At 64.5% G+C, this 14,170-nt stretch carries 14 protein-coding genes; 3 read left to right on the top strand and 11 right to left on the bottom strand.

Translation table 11 applies throughout. The annotated features are described in order from the left end of the window. Window positions 1–32 precede the first annotated feature (32 nt). Entirely contained in the window at window positions 33–1,247 is a 1,215-nt protein-coding gene (locus tag EDF56_RS21850; protein WP_243652766.1) for a DUF2252 family protein, read from the bottom strand. A 79-nt stretch (window positions 1,248–1,326) separates the two neighbouring features. Here EDF56_RS21850 and EDF56_RS21855 point away from each other — a divergent pair, with 79 nt between their 5' ends. After that, window positions 1,327–2,850, top strand: coding sequence for a DHA2 family efflux MFS transporter permease subunit (locus EDF56_RS21855; RefSeq protein ID WP_132391559.1), 1,524 nt, complete (start codon window positions 1,327–1,329; stop codon window positions 2,848–2,850). Between the two features lie 16 nt (window positions 2,851–2,866). On the opposite strand, the gene EDF56_RS21860 is transcribed toward EDF56_RS21855, so the two are convergent. The 3 genes from EDF56_RS21860 to EDF56_RS21870 form a co-directional block, all read right to left on the bottom strand. After that, on the bottom strand, window positions 2,867–4,129 hold the full coding sequence (locus EDF56_RS21860; RefSeq protein ID WP_132391561.1) for a sigma-70 family RNA polymerase sigma factor: 1,263 nt from the start codon (window positions 4,127–4,129) through the stop codon (window positions 2,867–2,869). Window positions 4,130–4,139: 10 nt separating this feature from the next. Further along, window positions 4,140–4,538 (bottom strand): YciI family protein, encoded by a 399-nt coding sequence (locus tag EDF56_RS21865; RefSeq protein WP_132391563.1) that lies wholly within the window; start codon window positions 4,536–4,538, stop codon window positions 4,140–4,142. 107 nt (window positions 4,539–4,645) lie between these two features. Then, window positions 4,646–5,056, bottom strand: a complete 411-nt coding sequence (locus EDF56_RS21870) for a low affinity iron permease family protein (RefSeq protein ID WP_132391565.1) — start codon at window positions 5,054–5,056, stop codon at window positions 4,646–4,648. Window positions 5,057–5,263: 207 nt separating this feature from the next. Between EDF56_RS21870 and EDF56_RS21875 the strand changes: the two genes are divergently transcribed. Both EDF56_RS21875 and EDF56_RS21880 read left to right on the top strand, forming a co-directional pair. Next, window positions 5,264–5,863 carry a hypothetical protein gene (locus EDF56_RS21875; RefSeq protein ID WP_132391567.1) on the top strand — a complete coding sequence of 200 codons (600 nt, stop codon included), beginning with the start codon at window positions 5,264–5,266 and terminating at the stop codon, window positions 5,861–5,863. 100 nt (window positions 5,864–5,963) lie between these two features. After that, complete coding sequence (locus EDF56_RS21880) at window positions 5,964–7,982, top strand: SPFH domain-containing protein (protein WP_132391569.1); 2,019 nt, start codon at window positions 5,964–5,966, stop codon at window positions 7,980–7,982. A gap of 53 nt (window positions 7,983–8,035) precedes the next feature. Here the strand turns inward: EDF56_RS21880 and EDF56_RS21885 are convergent, their stop codons facing one another. From EDF56_RS21885 to EDF56_RS21915, 7 genes are all read right to left on the bottom strand, one after another. Then, complete coding sequence (locus EDF56_RS21885) at window positions 8,036–9,118, bottom strand: integrase (RefSeq protein WP_132391571.1); 1,083 nt, start codon at window positions 9,116–9,118, stop codon at window positions 8,036–8,038. Window positions 9,119–9,207: 89 nt separating this feature from the next. After that, window positions 9,208–10,365 (bottom strand): VacJ family lipoprotein, encoded by a 1,158-nt coding sequence (locus tag EDF56_RS21890; protein ID WP_132391573.1) that lies wholly within the window; start codon window positions 10,363–10,365, stop codon window positions 9,208–9,210. Between the two features lie 175 nt (window positions 10,366–10,540). After that, window positions 10,541–11,893, bottom strand: coding sequence for a hypothetical protein (locus EDF56_RS21895; protein WP_132391575.1), 1,353 nt, complete (start codon window positions 11,891–11,893; stop codon window positions 10,541–10,543). Between the two features lie 107 nt (window positions 11,894–12,000). Beyond that, on the bottom strand, window positions 12,001–13,008 hold the full coding sequence (locus EDF56_RS21900) for a response regulator (RefSeq protein WP_243652767.1): 1,008 nt from the start codon (window positions 13,006–13,008) through the stop codon (window positions 12,001–12,003). Window positions 13,009–13,035: 27 nt separating this feature from the next. Next, window positions 13,036–13,497: a hypothetical protein gene (locus tag EDF56_RS21905; RefSeq protein ID WP_132391577.1), complete on the bottom strand. Its 462-nt coding sequence runs from the start codon at window positions 13,495–13,497 to the stop codon at window positions 13,036–13,038. Window position 13,498: 1 nt separating this feature from the next. Continuing rightward, the gene (locus EDF56_RS21910) at window positions 13,499–13,936 is read right to left on the bottom strand and encodes a TadE/TadG family type IV pilus assembly protein (protein WP_132391579.1); all 438 of its coding nucleotides are present in this window, start codon (window positions 13,934–13,936) and stop codon (window positions 13,499–13,501) included. 22 nt (window positions 13,937–13,958) lie between these two features. Further along, window positions 13,959–14,123 carry a Flp family type IVb pilin gene (locus EDF56_RS21915; protein WP_132391581.1) on the bottom strand — a complete coding sequence of 55 codons (165 nt, stop codon included), beginning with the start codon at window positions 14,121–14,123 and terminating at the stop codon, window positions 13,959–13,961. Window positions 14,124–14,170 lie beyond the last annotated feature (47 nt).

Consider the following 14,170-nt stretch of genomic DNA (forward strand, 5'->3'; position numbering starts at 1 on the left):
ATAGGACTGCTTGGAGTTAACTAACCTCCCGCTCATCCACCGCTCGATGCAAAATCATTCTGATCTTTCGCGACCACCTTCGCCATGGTCCGGGCATCGGGCTCCAGCCAATCGCCGGATCTGGCCATCACTTCGGCCCGCACGGCAGCCGCACGCGCGATGTCACTGGCATGGCAGTTGGCGATTTCCTGCCCCATCATGCGCACCATCCGCGGCCGCAGAAGCAGCCGCCCCTTGTCTTCCGCCTCGATTTTCCGGCTGTTCGGGGAAAGTCGGCGGACGAGGATGTCGCCATGGATCTGAAGACAGGGATCGGGCGAACGAAATGCGCCTTGCGCGACCTCCATTACGCCCGGCGCTTCTGTACCGCCGTGGAAAAGCGTCCACGCGGAGGGCAGCATCCCCTTGGCTTCCCGCAGCACCGGCCCTCCGCGCCAGTTGGCAAGACTGGCCACGAAACGCGGCTTGCCAAGGCTGCCCGTGCCCGCCTGCCGTGCGAAGCAGACCGGATCCCCGCCGTCGGAGGGAAGCGATGCCTTGAGAGCCGACAGATAACTTGCGGGAATGATGCTGGGCGGTTGGTCGAAATCCTCCCAGAATTCCTTACGCTCTTCATCGCCCAGCACGAGGTCGGTTCGCAGCCACCCCCGGTCGCGGTCCAGAATGATCGGCGATGGCGCGGCAATACCCTCGCGGTACCCTTCCCAAATCGCCGCGCAAATCCCCGCGATGTCGGCATCCTCGCCGGCCGCCAGCACCGCGCTTGTCGCGAGGCGGACAAGATCGAGCGACCAAGGCATCACGCAGGCATCGTCGAAATCGTTGGCGCCCCAGACAAGGCGCCCCTCGGCATCGCGCCAAGTACCGAAGTTTTCGAGATGGGTGTCGCCGATCGCCAGCACCTGGCTCGCATCGCGCCAATGCGGGAGCATATCGAAGACGATTTCCGACCACCGCCAATAGGTGGCCCGCAGGAACGGAAACACGCCCTTGCGCATCTTGTTATGCTTCCGTTCCAGATCCTTCTCGACAAACAACGGACCCAACCGGGTGCGCTGCCATTGCTCGAACGCATGTGCCGAAGCTTCGATACCGGTCACGGACATTCTCCCTGCCGTTTGCCCCTCGCAATCTTGATTACGCCCAAAAACGTCCCGGTACACTTTTACAATTTCGGCGCCATTTTCAGAAACGGCCGCCCGGCCAGCTCCGGGCGAAACCGCGCGCAAATTGAAACGCTCGCGCACAAATTGATGGATGCATGGATGACCGACCCGGCTATGGTCCGGACATCATGCAGATTCGATATTCCGAAGCCGCAACCCGATGCTGAGGCCCCGCAGGCGCGGCATCGCTTCCGTCAATGCCGAAGTACGCGACGGCATCGTGCCCGCCGGAGGCTCGATCGCCATGACGCCCGACATGGGCGCGCCCGCAGCCAGCAGGAACTACCGGCTGGTCGCGCTGATCATCGCTTCGGCCCTGTTCATGGAATTCGTCGACGCGACCGTGCTGGCCACCGCGCTGCCGACGATGGCGCGCGACTTCGGCGTACGCGCGCAGGACATGAGCGTGGCGCTCACGTCCTACCTGCTGGCGCTCGCCATCTTCATTCCCGCCTCGGGCACGCTGGCGGACCGGTTCGGCTCGCGCACGGTGTTCCGCACCGCGATCGTGCTGTTCACGCTGGGCAGCCTTGCCTGCGGTCAGTCACCGACGCTGGAGATGATCGTCGTCTCGCGCTTCGTGCAGGGGATCGGCGGCGCCATGATGATCCCGGTCGGGCGCCTTGTACTGCTGCGCTCGGTTGCCAAGCAGGACATGGTCAGCGCGATGTCGTGGCTGCTGGTGCCGGCACTGATCGGCCCGATCATCGGTCCGCCGCTGGGCGGCTTCATCGTGACCTATCTCGACTGGCGATGGATTTTCTACATCAACCTGCCGATGGGCGTTCTGGGCCTCTGGCTGACCGGGCGCTTCATCGCCAATGTCCGCGAAGAGCGGCCCAACCGCTTCGACGTGCTGGGCTTCGTGCTGAGCGGCATTGCGCTCGGCTGCCTGCTGTTCGGCTTCGAAATGGCCAGCCGACCGGGCCGGGAATGGATTTCGGCCGGCCTCGTCGCCATCGGCATCGTCGCGGGCCTCAGCTACATTACCCACGCCAAGCGGCGCGAGGGCGCGATCCTCGACCTCTCGCTGCTGAAGGACGACACGTTCCGCCTTTCCGTGATTGCCGGTTCGCTGACGCGCATCACGCAAGGCGCACAGCCCTTCCTGCTGCCACTGATGATGCAGGTGGGCTTCGGCTTCACCGCCGCGCGCAGCGGCACCATCACGGTGGCAACCGCCATCGGCTCACTGGCGATGAAGAGCTTCGCGCCCCGCATCCTGCGCCGCTTCGGCTTTCGCAGGGCGCTGATCGCAAATGGCTTCGTGGCAACCGCAGGCTATGCCGTCTGCGGCCTGTTCCGGCCAGACTGGCCGACCTGGGCCATGTTCGGCGTGCTGATGCTCGCCGGGTTCTTCATGTCGTTCCAGTTCACCGCCTACAATACGATCGCCTACGACGGCATCGACAAGCGCCAGATGAGCAGCGCCACGGCCTTTTACTCCACCTTCCAGCAGCTTATGCTCTCGCTCGGCATCTGCATTGCGGCGGTGGCCTTGCACCTTGCCACGCTGGCCCATGGGCATGAGACGCCGACCATCAGCGACTTCTCCTCGGCATTCTGGGTCGTGACCGCCATCTCGCTGTCGGCAACGATCTGGAACCTGCGTTTCGCGCCGCATGCCGGGACCGAAATCAGCGGACACTCGGGACAGGCTATTCCGGCGCGTCAGGGAAAATGATCCCATTTCGCGCGCGTCAGCACATGCAGGACCGGGCGCGTGACAGCAGGAACGACTTCTCCACCGCGTTGCGCGTAAGCCCGGCGGCGGTTTCGAAGGCGACGCGCGCCTCGCCGAGGCGCCCGGCGCGGAACAGCAAATCGCCTTTCGCGGCCGGCAACGGCGCGTAGTCGCGCAGTACGGCGGCGTCCGCGATCTCGTCGATCAGCCTGAGCCCGGCCTCCGGTCCGAATGCCATGCTGTGCGCCACCGCACGGTTCAGATCGACCACCGGCGACGGCACGACGGCGCGCAGCCGGTCGTAGAGCGCCGCAATGCGCGGCCAGTCGGTATCTTCCGCCTTGAGGGCGCGAGCATGACAGGCGGCAATCGCGGCTTGCAGGGCATAGGCGCCGTCGCTGCCGCCCAGTGCCTCCGCCCGTTCCAGCGCTGCCAGCCCGTCCCAGATCAAGAGCCGGTCCCATCGCGCGCGGTTCTGCGCGGTCAGGGGCACGAAGGCGCCATCCGGCGCCACCCGCGCCGCAAAGCGCGAGGCCTGAATCTCCATCAGCGCCTGCAGGCTGAGCACTTCCGGCTCCTCCGGCATCAGCCCCGCCAGGATCCGGCCGAGCCGCTGCGCCTCGGCGCAAAGCGAAGTTCGGATCAGATCCTCGCCTCGGGTTGCCGCATAGCCTTCGTTGAAGATCAGATAGATGACCTCCAGTACCGAGGCGAGGCGCACGGCGCGTTCGGCGCCGCGCGGGACTTCGAAAGCCAGCCCGGCCTTGGCGATGGCGCGTTTTGCGCGGACGATGCGCTGGGCGATGGTGGCCTCGGCGGACAGGAAGGCGCGGGCAATTTCCTCGGTCGTCAGCCCGCCGATCAGCCGCAAGGTGAGCGCCGCGCGCGCCTCGGCCGAAAGGACCGGGTGGCAGGCAGTGAAGATCAGGCTGAGCAGGTCGTCGCCGATATCGTTGTCGATGGCAGCGGCGATCCGTTCGGCAGCCGCCCCTTCATCATCGTCGCGTTCGCGGGCAAGTTCGGCATGCTTGCGCTCGCGCATCTGGTCGCGCCGCATTCTGTCCAGCGCACGGCGCTTGGCAGTCGTCATGAGCCACGCGCCCGGCTTTTCGGGAACGCCGGATTTCGGCCAGTCAGCGAGCGCGGCGAGCAGCGCTTCCTGCGCCAGTTCCTCGGCGCTGTCGACATCGCGAACCATGCGGGCCAGACCGGCAATGAGTCCGGCCCGCTCGATCCGAAACACCGCTTCGATCGCCCGGCGCGATTCCTCGCCCACCATTTGCGCTTATTCAGCCATCGGACTGCGGCTCCCCCGCGCTGTCGAAGATTTCAGCGAAGTCCTCCAGGCAGTAGACGGGGCGGATTTCCAGATCGCTCGGCCCCGGCATGGGATTGGGGCAGCGCTTGGCCCAGGCGATAGCCTCGTCCATGTCCTTGACCTCCCAGATCCAGAAGCCGGCGACCAGTTCGCGCGTTTCGGCAAAGGGACCGTCGATGACCGTGCGGGAGGGGCCATCGAACGCGATCCGCTTGCCCGCCGACGATGGCTTGAGCCCGTCGGCAACCACCAAGACACCGGCTTTGACCAGTTCCTCGTTGAACTTGCCCATCGCCTCAAACATCTCTTTCGCGGGCAGTGTGCCGCGTTCGCTGTCCTCGGTCGCCTTCACGAATACCATTACACGCATGATCTCACTCCTTCGTGACCGGAGGCTTTTATCAGCCTCTCGATCTCTCGACGAACGGGACGACCGGAAATCGACACGAGACCGAAAATTTTTCCGGGCCGCGCTTTTCAAAACCGGTCGAGCAGGCGCCCCACACTGGCCTTGGCAGCGTGATGCGGATCCTCGCACTGGCCGGTTTCCTCTTCGAGCCGGGTGCGCAGGCGGTCGATCTCCTCGGCGCTGCGGTGCTCGATGCCGATGAAGCCGTTGCGGGCATTTTCCAGCGCGCGCAGCAATTCGTCGAGCTTGGCCTGAAAGGCGGCAGCGTCGCGGTTCTGGCTGTTCTGGATCAGGAACACCATCAGGAACGTCACGATGGTCGTCCCGGTGTTGATGACGAGTTGCCAGGTGTCGGACCACTTGAAGATCGGTCCCGAGATCGCCCAGACCACCACGACCAGAAGCGCGGCGATGAAGGTCTGTGCCTTGCCGGCCGCCCCGGCCACGAAGTTGGCGAATGCGGTGAAACTCTTGTGCATGGGCGTCACTCTCCGGTTCGCGGCGCTGTCCCCCGCCTTGGCTGCGACGGACACGCCTCGTGCAGCCTAAAACGGTCCGATCGGTCCCGCGTTCCGTCACAGTAGCCTGTGGCGCCCGCCGCGCCGGTATGGCAGAATAGGCGCGTGCCGAACGATGCCGTTTTGAAAGAGAAAGAGCACACTGCTCCGGTCCTCCCATGGAAACTGGTGGGCGGGGCATTCCTCCACTTTGTCCTGCCGTTCTATCTTCTGGCGATGCTCGTCGCGGTCGTGCGCGATGCCCCCGACGACGCCGAAAGCGTCCTGCATCTCGCCTTGCGTCTCAGCCCGGCGCTGCTGGGCGGATATGCCGCGCTGGCGGTGGCCGCCACGACTGCCGCTGCGCTTGTCGATCCCCTGCTGCGTGCGCGGCAAAGGCGCCGTCGGGCGCGCGATCCCCGGGCAGCAGCAAAGCGGTCGGAGCGCCTGCTGCACCATGCCCTCGACCGGGCCCGCACATTGCCCGGTCCGCGCGCGGAGGCTGCGCTGGCGCGGCTGACATCGGCGCGCTGGAATCACGATGACCCGGCCTATCAGGCCCTCGCCCGCGATGTCGCGGAAGCGGTGGAGACCTCCGTCCGGGCGCTGGGCTCCGCCGCACCGGAAAAGCGCGCGGTTCTGGCCGACATGGCCGCAGCCACGATCGAGCGCATAGTCGCCGCCGAGGCGGAGCTTGCCGAGGCCGAGGCACAGGAAGACGAGAAGCAGGCCCGCATCATCGCGGGCTATGTGGAGGCGCGGTACGGCCCCTCACATTTTCAGGGTTAATTTATTGTATTTCTCTGGCGAGCCGCTCGGAACAGGCGTAAATATCGCTCCGAGCGCAATTGGTGCGCTCGTTTCTTAGGTCCCAAGGACACCTCCCCAGATGACAAACATGTTTGTGCTCGGCGCTTCGGCGGTCGTGGCTCTCGTCGTCGTCTTTCTATTTACGCTGTCGCGCTGCGTTCGGTACGTGGGCAACAACCGTGTGGCCATCGTCGAGAAGCTGTGGAGCCGCAACGGCTCGATCTCCGGCGGCCTGATCGCGCTGAACCGCGAAGCGGGCTACCAGCCCGACGTGCTGCGCGGCGGCTATCACTTCTTCGTGCCGTTCCAGTATCGCGTCCACAGCCAGCCGCTGGTGACGATCCCGCAAGGCCAGATCGGCTACGTCTTCGCGCGTGACGGCGCACCGTTGGGCCCCACCCAGACGCTCGCCAGCAATGCCTCCACGGCCGATTTCCTCGACGTGCGCGCCTTCCTGTCGAACGGCGGCCAGAAGGGCCCGCAGCGCACCATCCTGCGCGAGGGTACTTATGCCATCAACCTCTCGCAGTTCGTGATCATCACGCGCGACCAGATCTACGGGTTGATACTGGAACGCAACGACGCCGACCTCTTCGCGCAGATGCAGGGCGAGATCGCCCGGCGCGACGGCTTCGACGCCGTGGTCATCAGGGACTCGTCCGACCAGATCGGCATCGTCACCGTGCATGACGGCCCGGCGCTCACTGCCGACCAGATCATCGCGCCCGAAGTGGGCACCGATCAGGCCAACCATGTCACCTTCCACAACAGCTTCCAGGATCCGGAGAAGTTCATTGCCGCCGGCGGGCGCCGCGGCCGTCAGCTTCAGGTTCTGGTCGAGGGCAGCTACTTCATCAACCGCCTCTTCGCGACCGTGGAGATGGTCTCCAAGACCGTGATCGAGGTCGGCCATGTCGGCGTGGTGATCAGCTATACCGGCGCCAGCGGGAAGGATACCTCGGGCGAGGATTACCGCCACGGCGAGCTGGTGGCGCGCGGCACGCGCGGCGTGTGGAGCGAACCGCTGCTGCCCGGCAAATATGCGTTCAACACTTACGCCGGCAAGATCGTGATCGTGCCGACCACCAACTTCATCCTGAAGTGGGATCAGGACACCACCGGCCAGCACAAGCTGGACGAGAACCTGTCCGAAGTCTCGCTGATCACCAAGGATGCGTTCGAACCGACGCTGCCGCTCTCGGTGGTCGTGCATATCGACTATCGCAAGGCGCCGCTGGTGATCCAGCGCTTCGGTGACATCAAGAAGCTGGTCGAACAGACGCTCGATCCGATGGTCTCGGCCTATTTCAAGAACGTCGCGCAGCGCAAGACGCTGATCGAGCTGCTTCAGGAACGCTCCGACATTCAGGAGCAGGCGGGCGATGAAATGCGCGCCAAGTTCGGCGGCTATAACCTCGAACTGCAGGAAGTGCTGATCGGCACCCCGCGCGCGGCGGCAGGCAACGACCAGATCGAAAAGGTGCTCCAGCAACTTCGCGAACGGCAGGTCGCCGAGGAACGCGTAACGACTTACGAAAAGCAGCGGATCGCCGCCGAGAGCGAGAAGGCCCTGCGCGAGGCCGAAGCGCGCGCGCATCAGCAGACCTCGATCACCGAGTCCGAGCTGTCGATCACGGTGCAGGAGAACCAGGGCAAGGCCGCGCTCAAGCGCGCCACGCAGGATGCCGAGCAAACCCGCACGCTGGCCAAGGCGGAGGCTGACCGCATCCGCCTGCTGGGTGAGGGTGAGGCCGCCAAGGTCGTGGCGCTCGCCGGTGCCGATGCCGAGCGGATCACGCGCACCGGCCTCGCCACGGCCGAAACGATCGAGAAGCAGGCCGCGGCTTCGGGCGGCGCGCAGTTCCAGCTGACCCGTCAGGTCATCGAACGGCTCGCCGATGCGCTGGAGAAGTCGGGCGTGGACATCGTGCCGCGGGTGCAGATCAACACCGGCGGCGGCTCGGGCGCGGAAGGTGGCAGCGCATTGCAGGCGCTCATCGGCATGCTGCTCTCGGAAAAGGGCATGGGCATGATCGGCAGCCCGTTGGCGTCAGCGGCCAATGACGAGAAGGACCAGCCGGCCATCGCGGCCGAATAAGCGATAACCGTGCATGAGAGGGGGCGGCCATGGGATGGCTGCCCCCTTTTCAGTTAAGTCGCTGGCGGCCAGCGCAGCGTGCCCCGGCCGAGCACGGAGATGGCCGCGTCGAGATCACGGCCTTGAAGAGCCACGAACCCCTGCTCCGCCGCGCGTCTGGCAGCGCGTTTAACGATCAGCCGGATCGCCGCCTGCGTCATCGCGGTTTCGCCGATCGCATAGTCGCTTGTGGCAGGCCGGGTTCGGCGTTCGCCAAGATTGCCCTCGCCCTGACGGTGGTTCCAGCCCAGCTTTGCCAATGGCACCGCTTCCCGCCCCTCGCGCGCCTTGGTGCGTACTACCGATACGCGGCGCAATAGCGGCCCCCGGTCGAGCCCGGCCACTTCGCGCCAGAGATCGATGCGGCGTACGGTTTCCGGCGTGAGGCGGACCCGGCGTCCCTCCCCTGCCCCGTCATTTCGGGCGGGCACGATTTCGAGGTCGACGAAGCCGTCATCGTGAAGCACCAGATGCGCGACGGTGACGCCAATGAGTTCGGAAACACGCAATTCCGCATCGTGGCCAAGCGACAACATCGCCGCATCGCGAAGGCCCGCAGGCGTGGTGGGACAGGCGGCGAGGAGCGCCTCCAGCGTAAAGGCCTCGATTGCCCGCCCTGCATCGCGCCCGCGCGGTTCGGCACGGCGGCGCATCGCGCGAAAGGCATCTCGTACACTGCCTTTCCGCGCAGGCCCGGGAAGTCCTAGCAGGTCGTGAACCGCCGTCAGCGAGGCGAGCCGCCGCTGCACGGTCGCGAGACTGAGGCCGCGCCTTTCGCAATCGTTGACATAGGCCGCCACCCGCTCTTCCCGCGCCGGAAGGCCAATCCCGCCATGGCGCGCATCGAAGGCGGCATAGTCGTCGAGATCGCTGGCCAGGGCTTTCACGCCCGCCGGAGCCCGCGCCTCAAGCGCCCTGCGCAACGCGGGCTCATCGAAGTCCGGCTTTGCCGAGACCAGCGAGCGCACAAGCCTCGTAAGTTGCTCGGTTCTGTCGATGGCCTCGCCGCTGCGGCGCTGCGGCAGCACCGCCTCACCCGGCAGGAACACCGTGACGACTTCGGCCGCGGCAAGTTCGAGTGATGGTCTTCGCGTCATGGCCGGCAATTTCGTGTTGGCTTCAGGGATCGGCGGATCAGGTTAACCGATCGCCCGCATTCAACCAACCCTTGCCGCCCAATGCCGGTTCAGCGCGGATCGCTGCCCTTGTCTTCCTTCTGCACCGGTTCCTGCGTCACTGGAGCGGACACCGGCGCCTGCTTCTCGGCCGGATCCGGCACGGCATTCTGCTCGCCCTTCTTGCCACCGGCAGTACGCATACCGGGACCGTAGACCGGCACGACAGGCTCCGTAACGCGCCCATGGAGAGCATCGATCTCTGCCTTGCGCTGCCTCAGGTAAAGTTCGCGATAGGTCGCATAGGGGTTGTCCGACTTGCGGATCTTGCGGATCTCATCATCGAACGCCGCTCGCTCGCCCAGCTCGCTGACGACCGTCATGGGCGCCGCCACTTCCGGTTTGGAGAACGGCTTGCCCAATACCGCAGGGCCCCAAAGATTGTCGACGGAATCGCCGATCACGTCGCGCACCGTCGTCGGGCCGATGAGCGGCAGATACATGTACGGGCCGGGCCCGACGCCGTAATAGCCCAGCACATCGGCAAGGCCATTGGGGCGGTACGGCAGGTTGAAGGGCTTGCGCTTGGCGATGTCGACGATGCCGCCCACGCCCAGCGTCGTATTGATCGCAAAACGTCCGGCCGTTTCCATCGCCTTGCCGGGCTTGAGTTCAAGAAGATAGGCAGCGAAGATCACCGGCTCGTCGAGGTTAGTGAAGAAGTTGCGCAGGCCCTGCCGTACCGGGCGAGGCAGCCCCTTGTTGTACACCGTGGCAACCGGCTCCAGCACGGCTTTGTCGACGGCCTGCACAGCCTTGAACGACTGCTCGTTGACGCGCTCCATCGGATCGCCCGGCGGCGGCCGCTTGCGATGCGTAACGAGGATTTCCGAACCCTGCGTGTGCGGGCCATTCGCGGCATCGGGCGCGGCGGCAGGGGCGGAAACGTCGGGCGCGGCCGCCGACACTGGTGCAGCCGCATCCACCGGCGATTCGGTTGCCGTTGCTGTTGCTGTTGCTGTTGTGGTGGCTTGATCGGAAGCAGGCGAGGCTGCTGGAGCCACAGTCGCATCCGTGGCCTGCGGCACCGAAGTTACTTGCGGCAATACGGTTGCCTGCGGCGGCATAGCTACCTGCGGCGCGGCGACGGGATCGATGGCCGCGACGGTTCCAGCTTCGGGAGCCGTGGAACCTAGCATCAATGCGACAGCTGCGGCCGTCAGACTCATTCGATCGTCCTCGTCGGGCGGCCCGCGTCGATCGCGCGCCTGTCATCTGCCATCTTCGGCAGACGCGGCTCTTTTGTGGGGGGAAGAATCCGCATTTGCGCGGCTAAGCGGGACGGACGCATTCGTCAATTGCGCCTTTCGACGAATGGGTTGCACTTACGACGAGCAGCGCAAACTATTTCCCAGCCGTTTGCCCCTGCGGCGCGGGCTGGGTCTGAGCCCGCTGAGCAGCCTGTTGCCTTGCCCTTTGCGCAAACTGCTGCTGTTGCACCTCCTGATCGGCCAGCGAGGGGACATTCAGCGCCTCACGCAAGCTATCCGAGGCGAACGTGCGGTCATAGGGGTCCTGCGTCATCGGCCCGCCTGCTACCGACTGGAATTGCGTACCCAGCACTTGCGGGCGCCCGCTTCTCTCCAGATAGCGGTCCAGCGTTGCCGAGACGATCCACACCGCACCCGGCTTTCCGCGCGCCACCGCGATCGTGGCCAACAGATGCGCCTTCAGAAAATCGTCGGGAGCATCGCCATGCTGGAAGACGAAAGCCGCGCCCTCGAAATCCTCGCCGGAGTTGAGCGCGCCGGCGTCGAGCAGTTCCTGCGTCCGCGCCCGGCGGCGCTCGTCTGCTTTGCTCAGGACAGTCCAGTCAATGGACGCAGCCTTGCGTTCCGACTGGTCCGCCTCGAAAATCGCCGTCATCTCCGGATTGCTTGCTCTTGCGATATCGTCCGAAGCGCTGCGCCCCGCACTCGCCCACCGGGACCCAGCGCTCGGCGCATCCGCGTGACCGATTTTCGCCAGATAGCGGTCAAACGATTCCGAAGCGATCGTCAGAGCACTCGGCCTCCCGCGCGCCACCGCGACTATCGCCAGCAGATGCGCCTTCAGGTAATCGCCCGGCGCCTCGCCATGCTGGAAGACTGCGGCCGCATGCTCGAAATCCTCGCCCGAGTCGAGTGCGTCGGCATCGAGAAGCTGCTGCGTCCGCGCCCTGCGACCATCCGCCGCACGTGCAGCGGTCCCGTCGGATGCGTGCTTGCGGTCGGATAGGTCCGCCTTGAAGATGCGCGTCATATCCGGATTGGTCGTCCGTGTAACATCGATCGGATAGGTCCGCGCCGAGTCCCATGGCCCCATCGGGCCGCCCGTCGAACGGGACAGGCGCAGCGTCATTCCGCCGTCCAGCACCACTTTTGCATGTGCCGGATCGATCAGCCGAAATCGCACCCGATCCGGCCTTGAATGCGGATGCGGATCGTCGAACTGCAATGCGACGTCCCCGTTGGCTTGGGCCTCCCCCGACCCATCGCTCGTAATCGCGGGCCCGGTGACTTTCGAGAAGTTGTAGCCCTCCGTCCGGTAATGGTCCGGTCTCTGCCACGTCCCCTTCCAGCCCTCGGGCGTAGGGTGCAGTTCGAAGCGCAGCATCGCCACGCCGCCTGCACGCAGATCCCATTGGCCGGAAAGATCATCGGCCAGCGCCGGGGCGGCCACGAGCAAAGCCAAAATGGCAACGATGCGCGCAAACATGGGACCTCCGCAGCCCGAATCCGGCCGCACCATCAACTGCACGGACGACGATAGCTAGGGCAGACCGTCATGGCGGAAAAGAGAGAAGCCCGCCAAACCGGATTAACTTATTGATTTGCGATCGCCTTCCGAGCCCGCAACTGTTCGGAAAGATAGCCGATCATCGGCTGCTCCAGCTTCGGATTGATGGCCAGAAAGTGCCGTCGCCGGTCATGTTCGTCGGGAAGGCGGAACAGCACGCCTTCAGCGACCAGGCGACGCACGAGGCGCAGGGCCGTGCTCATCGGCGCGCCGGATGCGATGCAGGCGCTGGAGACAGCCACGAGGCGGCCCTCGATCTTGGCGAGCAGCAGATCAAGCAGCATTTCCCAAGCCGGATCGCCGAACAGCTCGCCGCCGCCGATCTCGCGCCGCTTGCTCTCCTTGCGCAGGATTTCGCGGATATAGGCGGCAAGTTCGCCGGGCTCGTGGTCACGCTCCAGCCGGTCGGCGGTTTCCGCCTGCGCGGGGCCGATAGGGCCTTCGCTGCCGCTGCCCCGCGCCGTGGGTTCGTCGAGCAATTGCGCCAGACTGCGCAGTTCGAGGCTCAGGTTGCTGATCTTGCCGAGCAGGTCTCCGCGTGCGGCAGGCGTATCGCGCAGCCCTTTGGTGCGCTGTAACGCCCGGCGCAGATCGGCCTGCTGAACCGGCTTTTCCAGAAAATCGACCGCCGAAGCGCGCATGGCATCGATGGCGACATCCTTGCTGGCATAGCCGGTCACCATGATGAACTGAAGGCGCTGCCCGCGAAGCTCCGCGCTCTGCGAAAGGTCGTAGATCAGCGATATCCCGTCCTGACCGGGCATGTTGAAATCGACGATCGCGATGGAAACGTCGTGGTTGGCGTAGAGCCTTTCCGCCTCATGCGCGCTGTTTGCAACAAGCGGGGCATAGCCCATCGTCCGCAGGCTGAAGGCGCACTCCTCGCACCAATCCACATCGTCATCGACGATCAGAACGGTTTCTACCGGAGTATTATCCACGATCTCTTCTTGGGCAGGCAGTGCAGTGGGCGTACTGGAAGGATTGAGGATCGCCCCTAGTCTAGTCCGCCAGTTCGGTACCATTTCGTTCATGTTCGGCGAAGACCTCCGAAGCTTGACCTAAGCAAGAATCATCAGTTGTCCAAATCCAACACAAAGTATCGCGGCCGCGGCGATAGCACCTGTATCGGGACGACGAGCGAATCTGTCCGATCTATAAATTGCTCCGAGACCGAATAGAACAGTCCCGGTTAACACTATCATAGCCAATGCTCCTGCCGCGCCGAGCCAGATAGCGCCTGATGACAGAAGTTTAATCTGGCCACCGGTCAATATGATTCGGCCCGTCCCGGAACGGAGCGCGGCGATTACTGCCGATATCAGGATAAGGCAAATCGTTCCCGACGCAGCGGCCAAGATTGCGCCTTCTATCCCATTGCGAAAGAAGGCAAAAGCGATACCCCCAAACGCAATGGCTGCATACAGAATGCCGGGCGGCCTGCGTCCCTCCCATGGAAGCACGACGACCGGCAGCACGAGCAGGATCAGAGCCGCCAGACGCAGGTATTCATAGCCGCCCATTTCAATAGCCTCCGTTGGTCACCGAAGCGCTCGCCGTCAGGTTCGGCGAAGGCAGCGGCACCATGTTGCCGTAGCGCATGATCGGACTCTTGCTCATGTCGTAGCTCACCTGGACCTTGAAGACGCCGGTACCGTCGGCCCCGGCGGAGATCACGGGATCGCTCCCCCCGCCCAGGATCGCGCTGTAGTTTTTCATGACGGCCGCCGCGCGCGCCTGAGCAAGGCTTGTGCGCTCGCTGGTGGAAAGACCGGCCACGGCGGCCCGCGCGCCTTCCGACGCGGCCTGGCTGACACCGATCATGGCGCTGAAATAGATCGAGTAAATGATGATCCCGAAGGCCAGGAGCAGCAGCGCCGGAGCAATGAATACAAACTCCAGCGCCGCCATCCCGCTCGTGCATCTCAGCAGTCGTCCAAGAGTTCCGGCTGACATGCGCATCGCGCGAGTCTCCTGATCAAGTTTAGAAGAGACTTTTGAAAGCCGCTGTGAGGCTGGTCGTAAAATCGGTGCCAACCAACTTGATAGCACCCACGACAATTGCACCCAGAACGGCATACTCGACGGCGGTAAGGCCCCGTTCGTCGGTCTTGAGACGGATCAGGAACTTGAGAACAGCATCCTTCATTGGATTACTCCCCTTGTCCTCCTTGAAAATTCCGGCGCCGCATGGAG

Origin of the sequence: Novosphingobium sp. PhB165, assembly GCF_004341845.1 — a bacterium.
In the GTDB taxonomy this organism is placed as follows: domain Bacteria; phylum Pseudomonadota; class Alphaproteobacteria; order Sphingomonadales; family Sphingomonadaceae; genus Novosphingobium.

Excerpts from the sequence above, each read along its gene's own strand:
- EDF56_RS21885 (WP_132391571.1), bottom strand. The coding sequence starts at position 9,118 with ATGACGCGAAGACCATCACTCGAACTTGCCGCGGCCGAAGTCGTCACG.
- EDF56_RS21890 (WP_132391573.1), bottom strand. The coding sequence starts at position 10,365 with ATGAGTCTGACGGCCGCAGCTGTCGCATTGATGCTAGGTTCCACGGCT.
- EDF56_RS21915 (WP_132391581.1), bottom strand. The coding sequence starts at position 14,123 with ATGAAGGATGCTGTTCTCAAGTTCCTGATCCGTCTCAAGACCGACGAA.
- EDF56_RS21905 (WP_132391577.1), bottom strand. The coding sequence starts at position 13,497 with ATGGGCGGCTATGAATACCTGCGTCTGGCGGCTCTGATCCTGCTCGTG.
- EDF56_RS21860 (WP_132391561.1), bottom strand. The coding sequence starts at position 4,129 with ATGGTGGGCGAGGAATCGCGCCGGGCGATCGAAGCGGTGTTTCGGATC.
- EDF56_RS21895 (WP_132391575.1), bottom strand. The coding sequence starts at position 11,893 with ATGTTTGCGCGCATCGTTGCCATTTTGGCTTTGCTCGTGGCCGCCCCG.
- EDF56_RS21880 (WP_132391569.1), top strand. The coding sequence starts at position 5,964 with ATGACAAACATGTTTGTGCTCGGCGCTTCGGCGGTCGTGGCTCTCGTC.
- EDF56_RS21900 (WP_243652767.1), bottom strand. The coding sequence starts at position 13,008 with ATGAACGAAATGGTACCGAACTGGCGGACTAGACTAGGGGCGATCCTC.
- EDF56_RS21870 (WP_132391565.1), bottom strand. The coding sequence starts at position 5,056 with ATGCACAAGAGTTTCACCGCATTCGCCAACTTCGTGGCCGGGGCGGCC.
- EDF56_RS21855 (WP_132391559.1), top strand. The coding sequence starts at position 1,327 with ATGCTGAGGCCCCGCAGGCGCGGCATCGCTTCCGTCAATGCCGAAGTA.
- EDF56_RS21865 (WP_132391563.1), bottom strand. The coding sequence starts at position 4,538 with ATGCGTGTAATGGTATTCGTGAAGGCGACCGAGGACAGCGAACGCGGC.
- EDF56_RS21910 (WP_132391579.1), bottom strand. The coding sequence starts at position 13,936 with ATGCGCATGTCAGCCGGAACTCTTGGACGACTGCTGAGATGCACGAGC.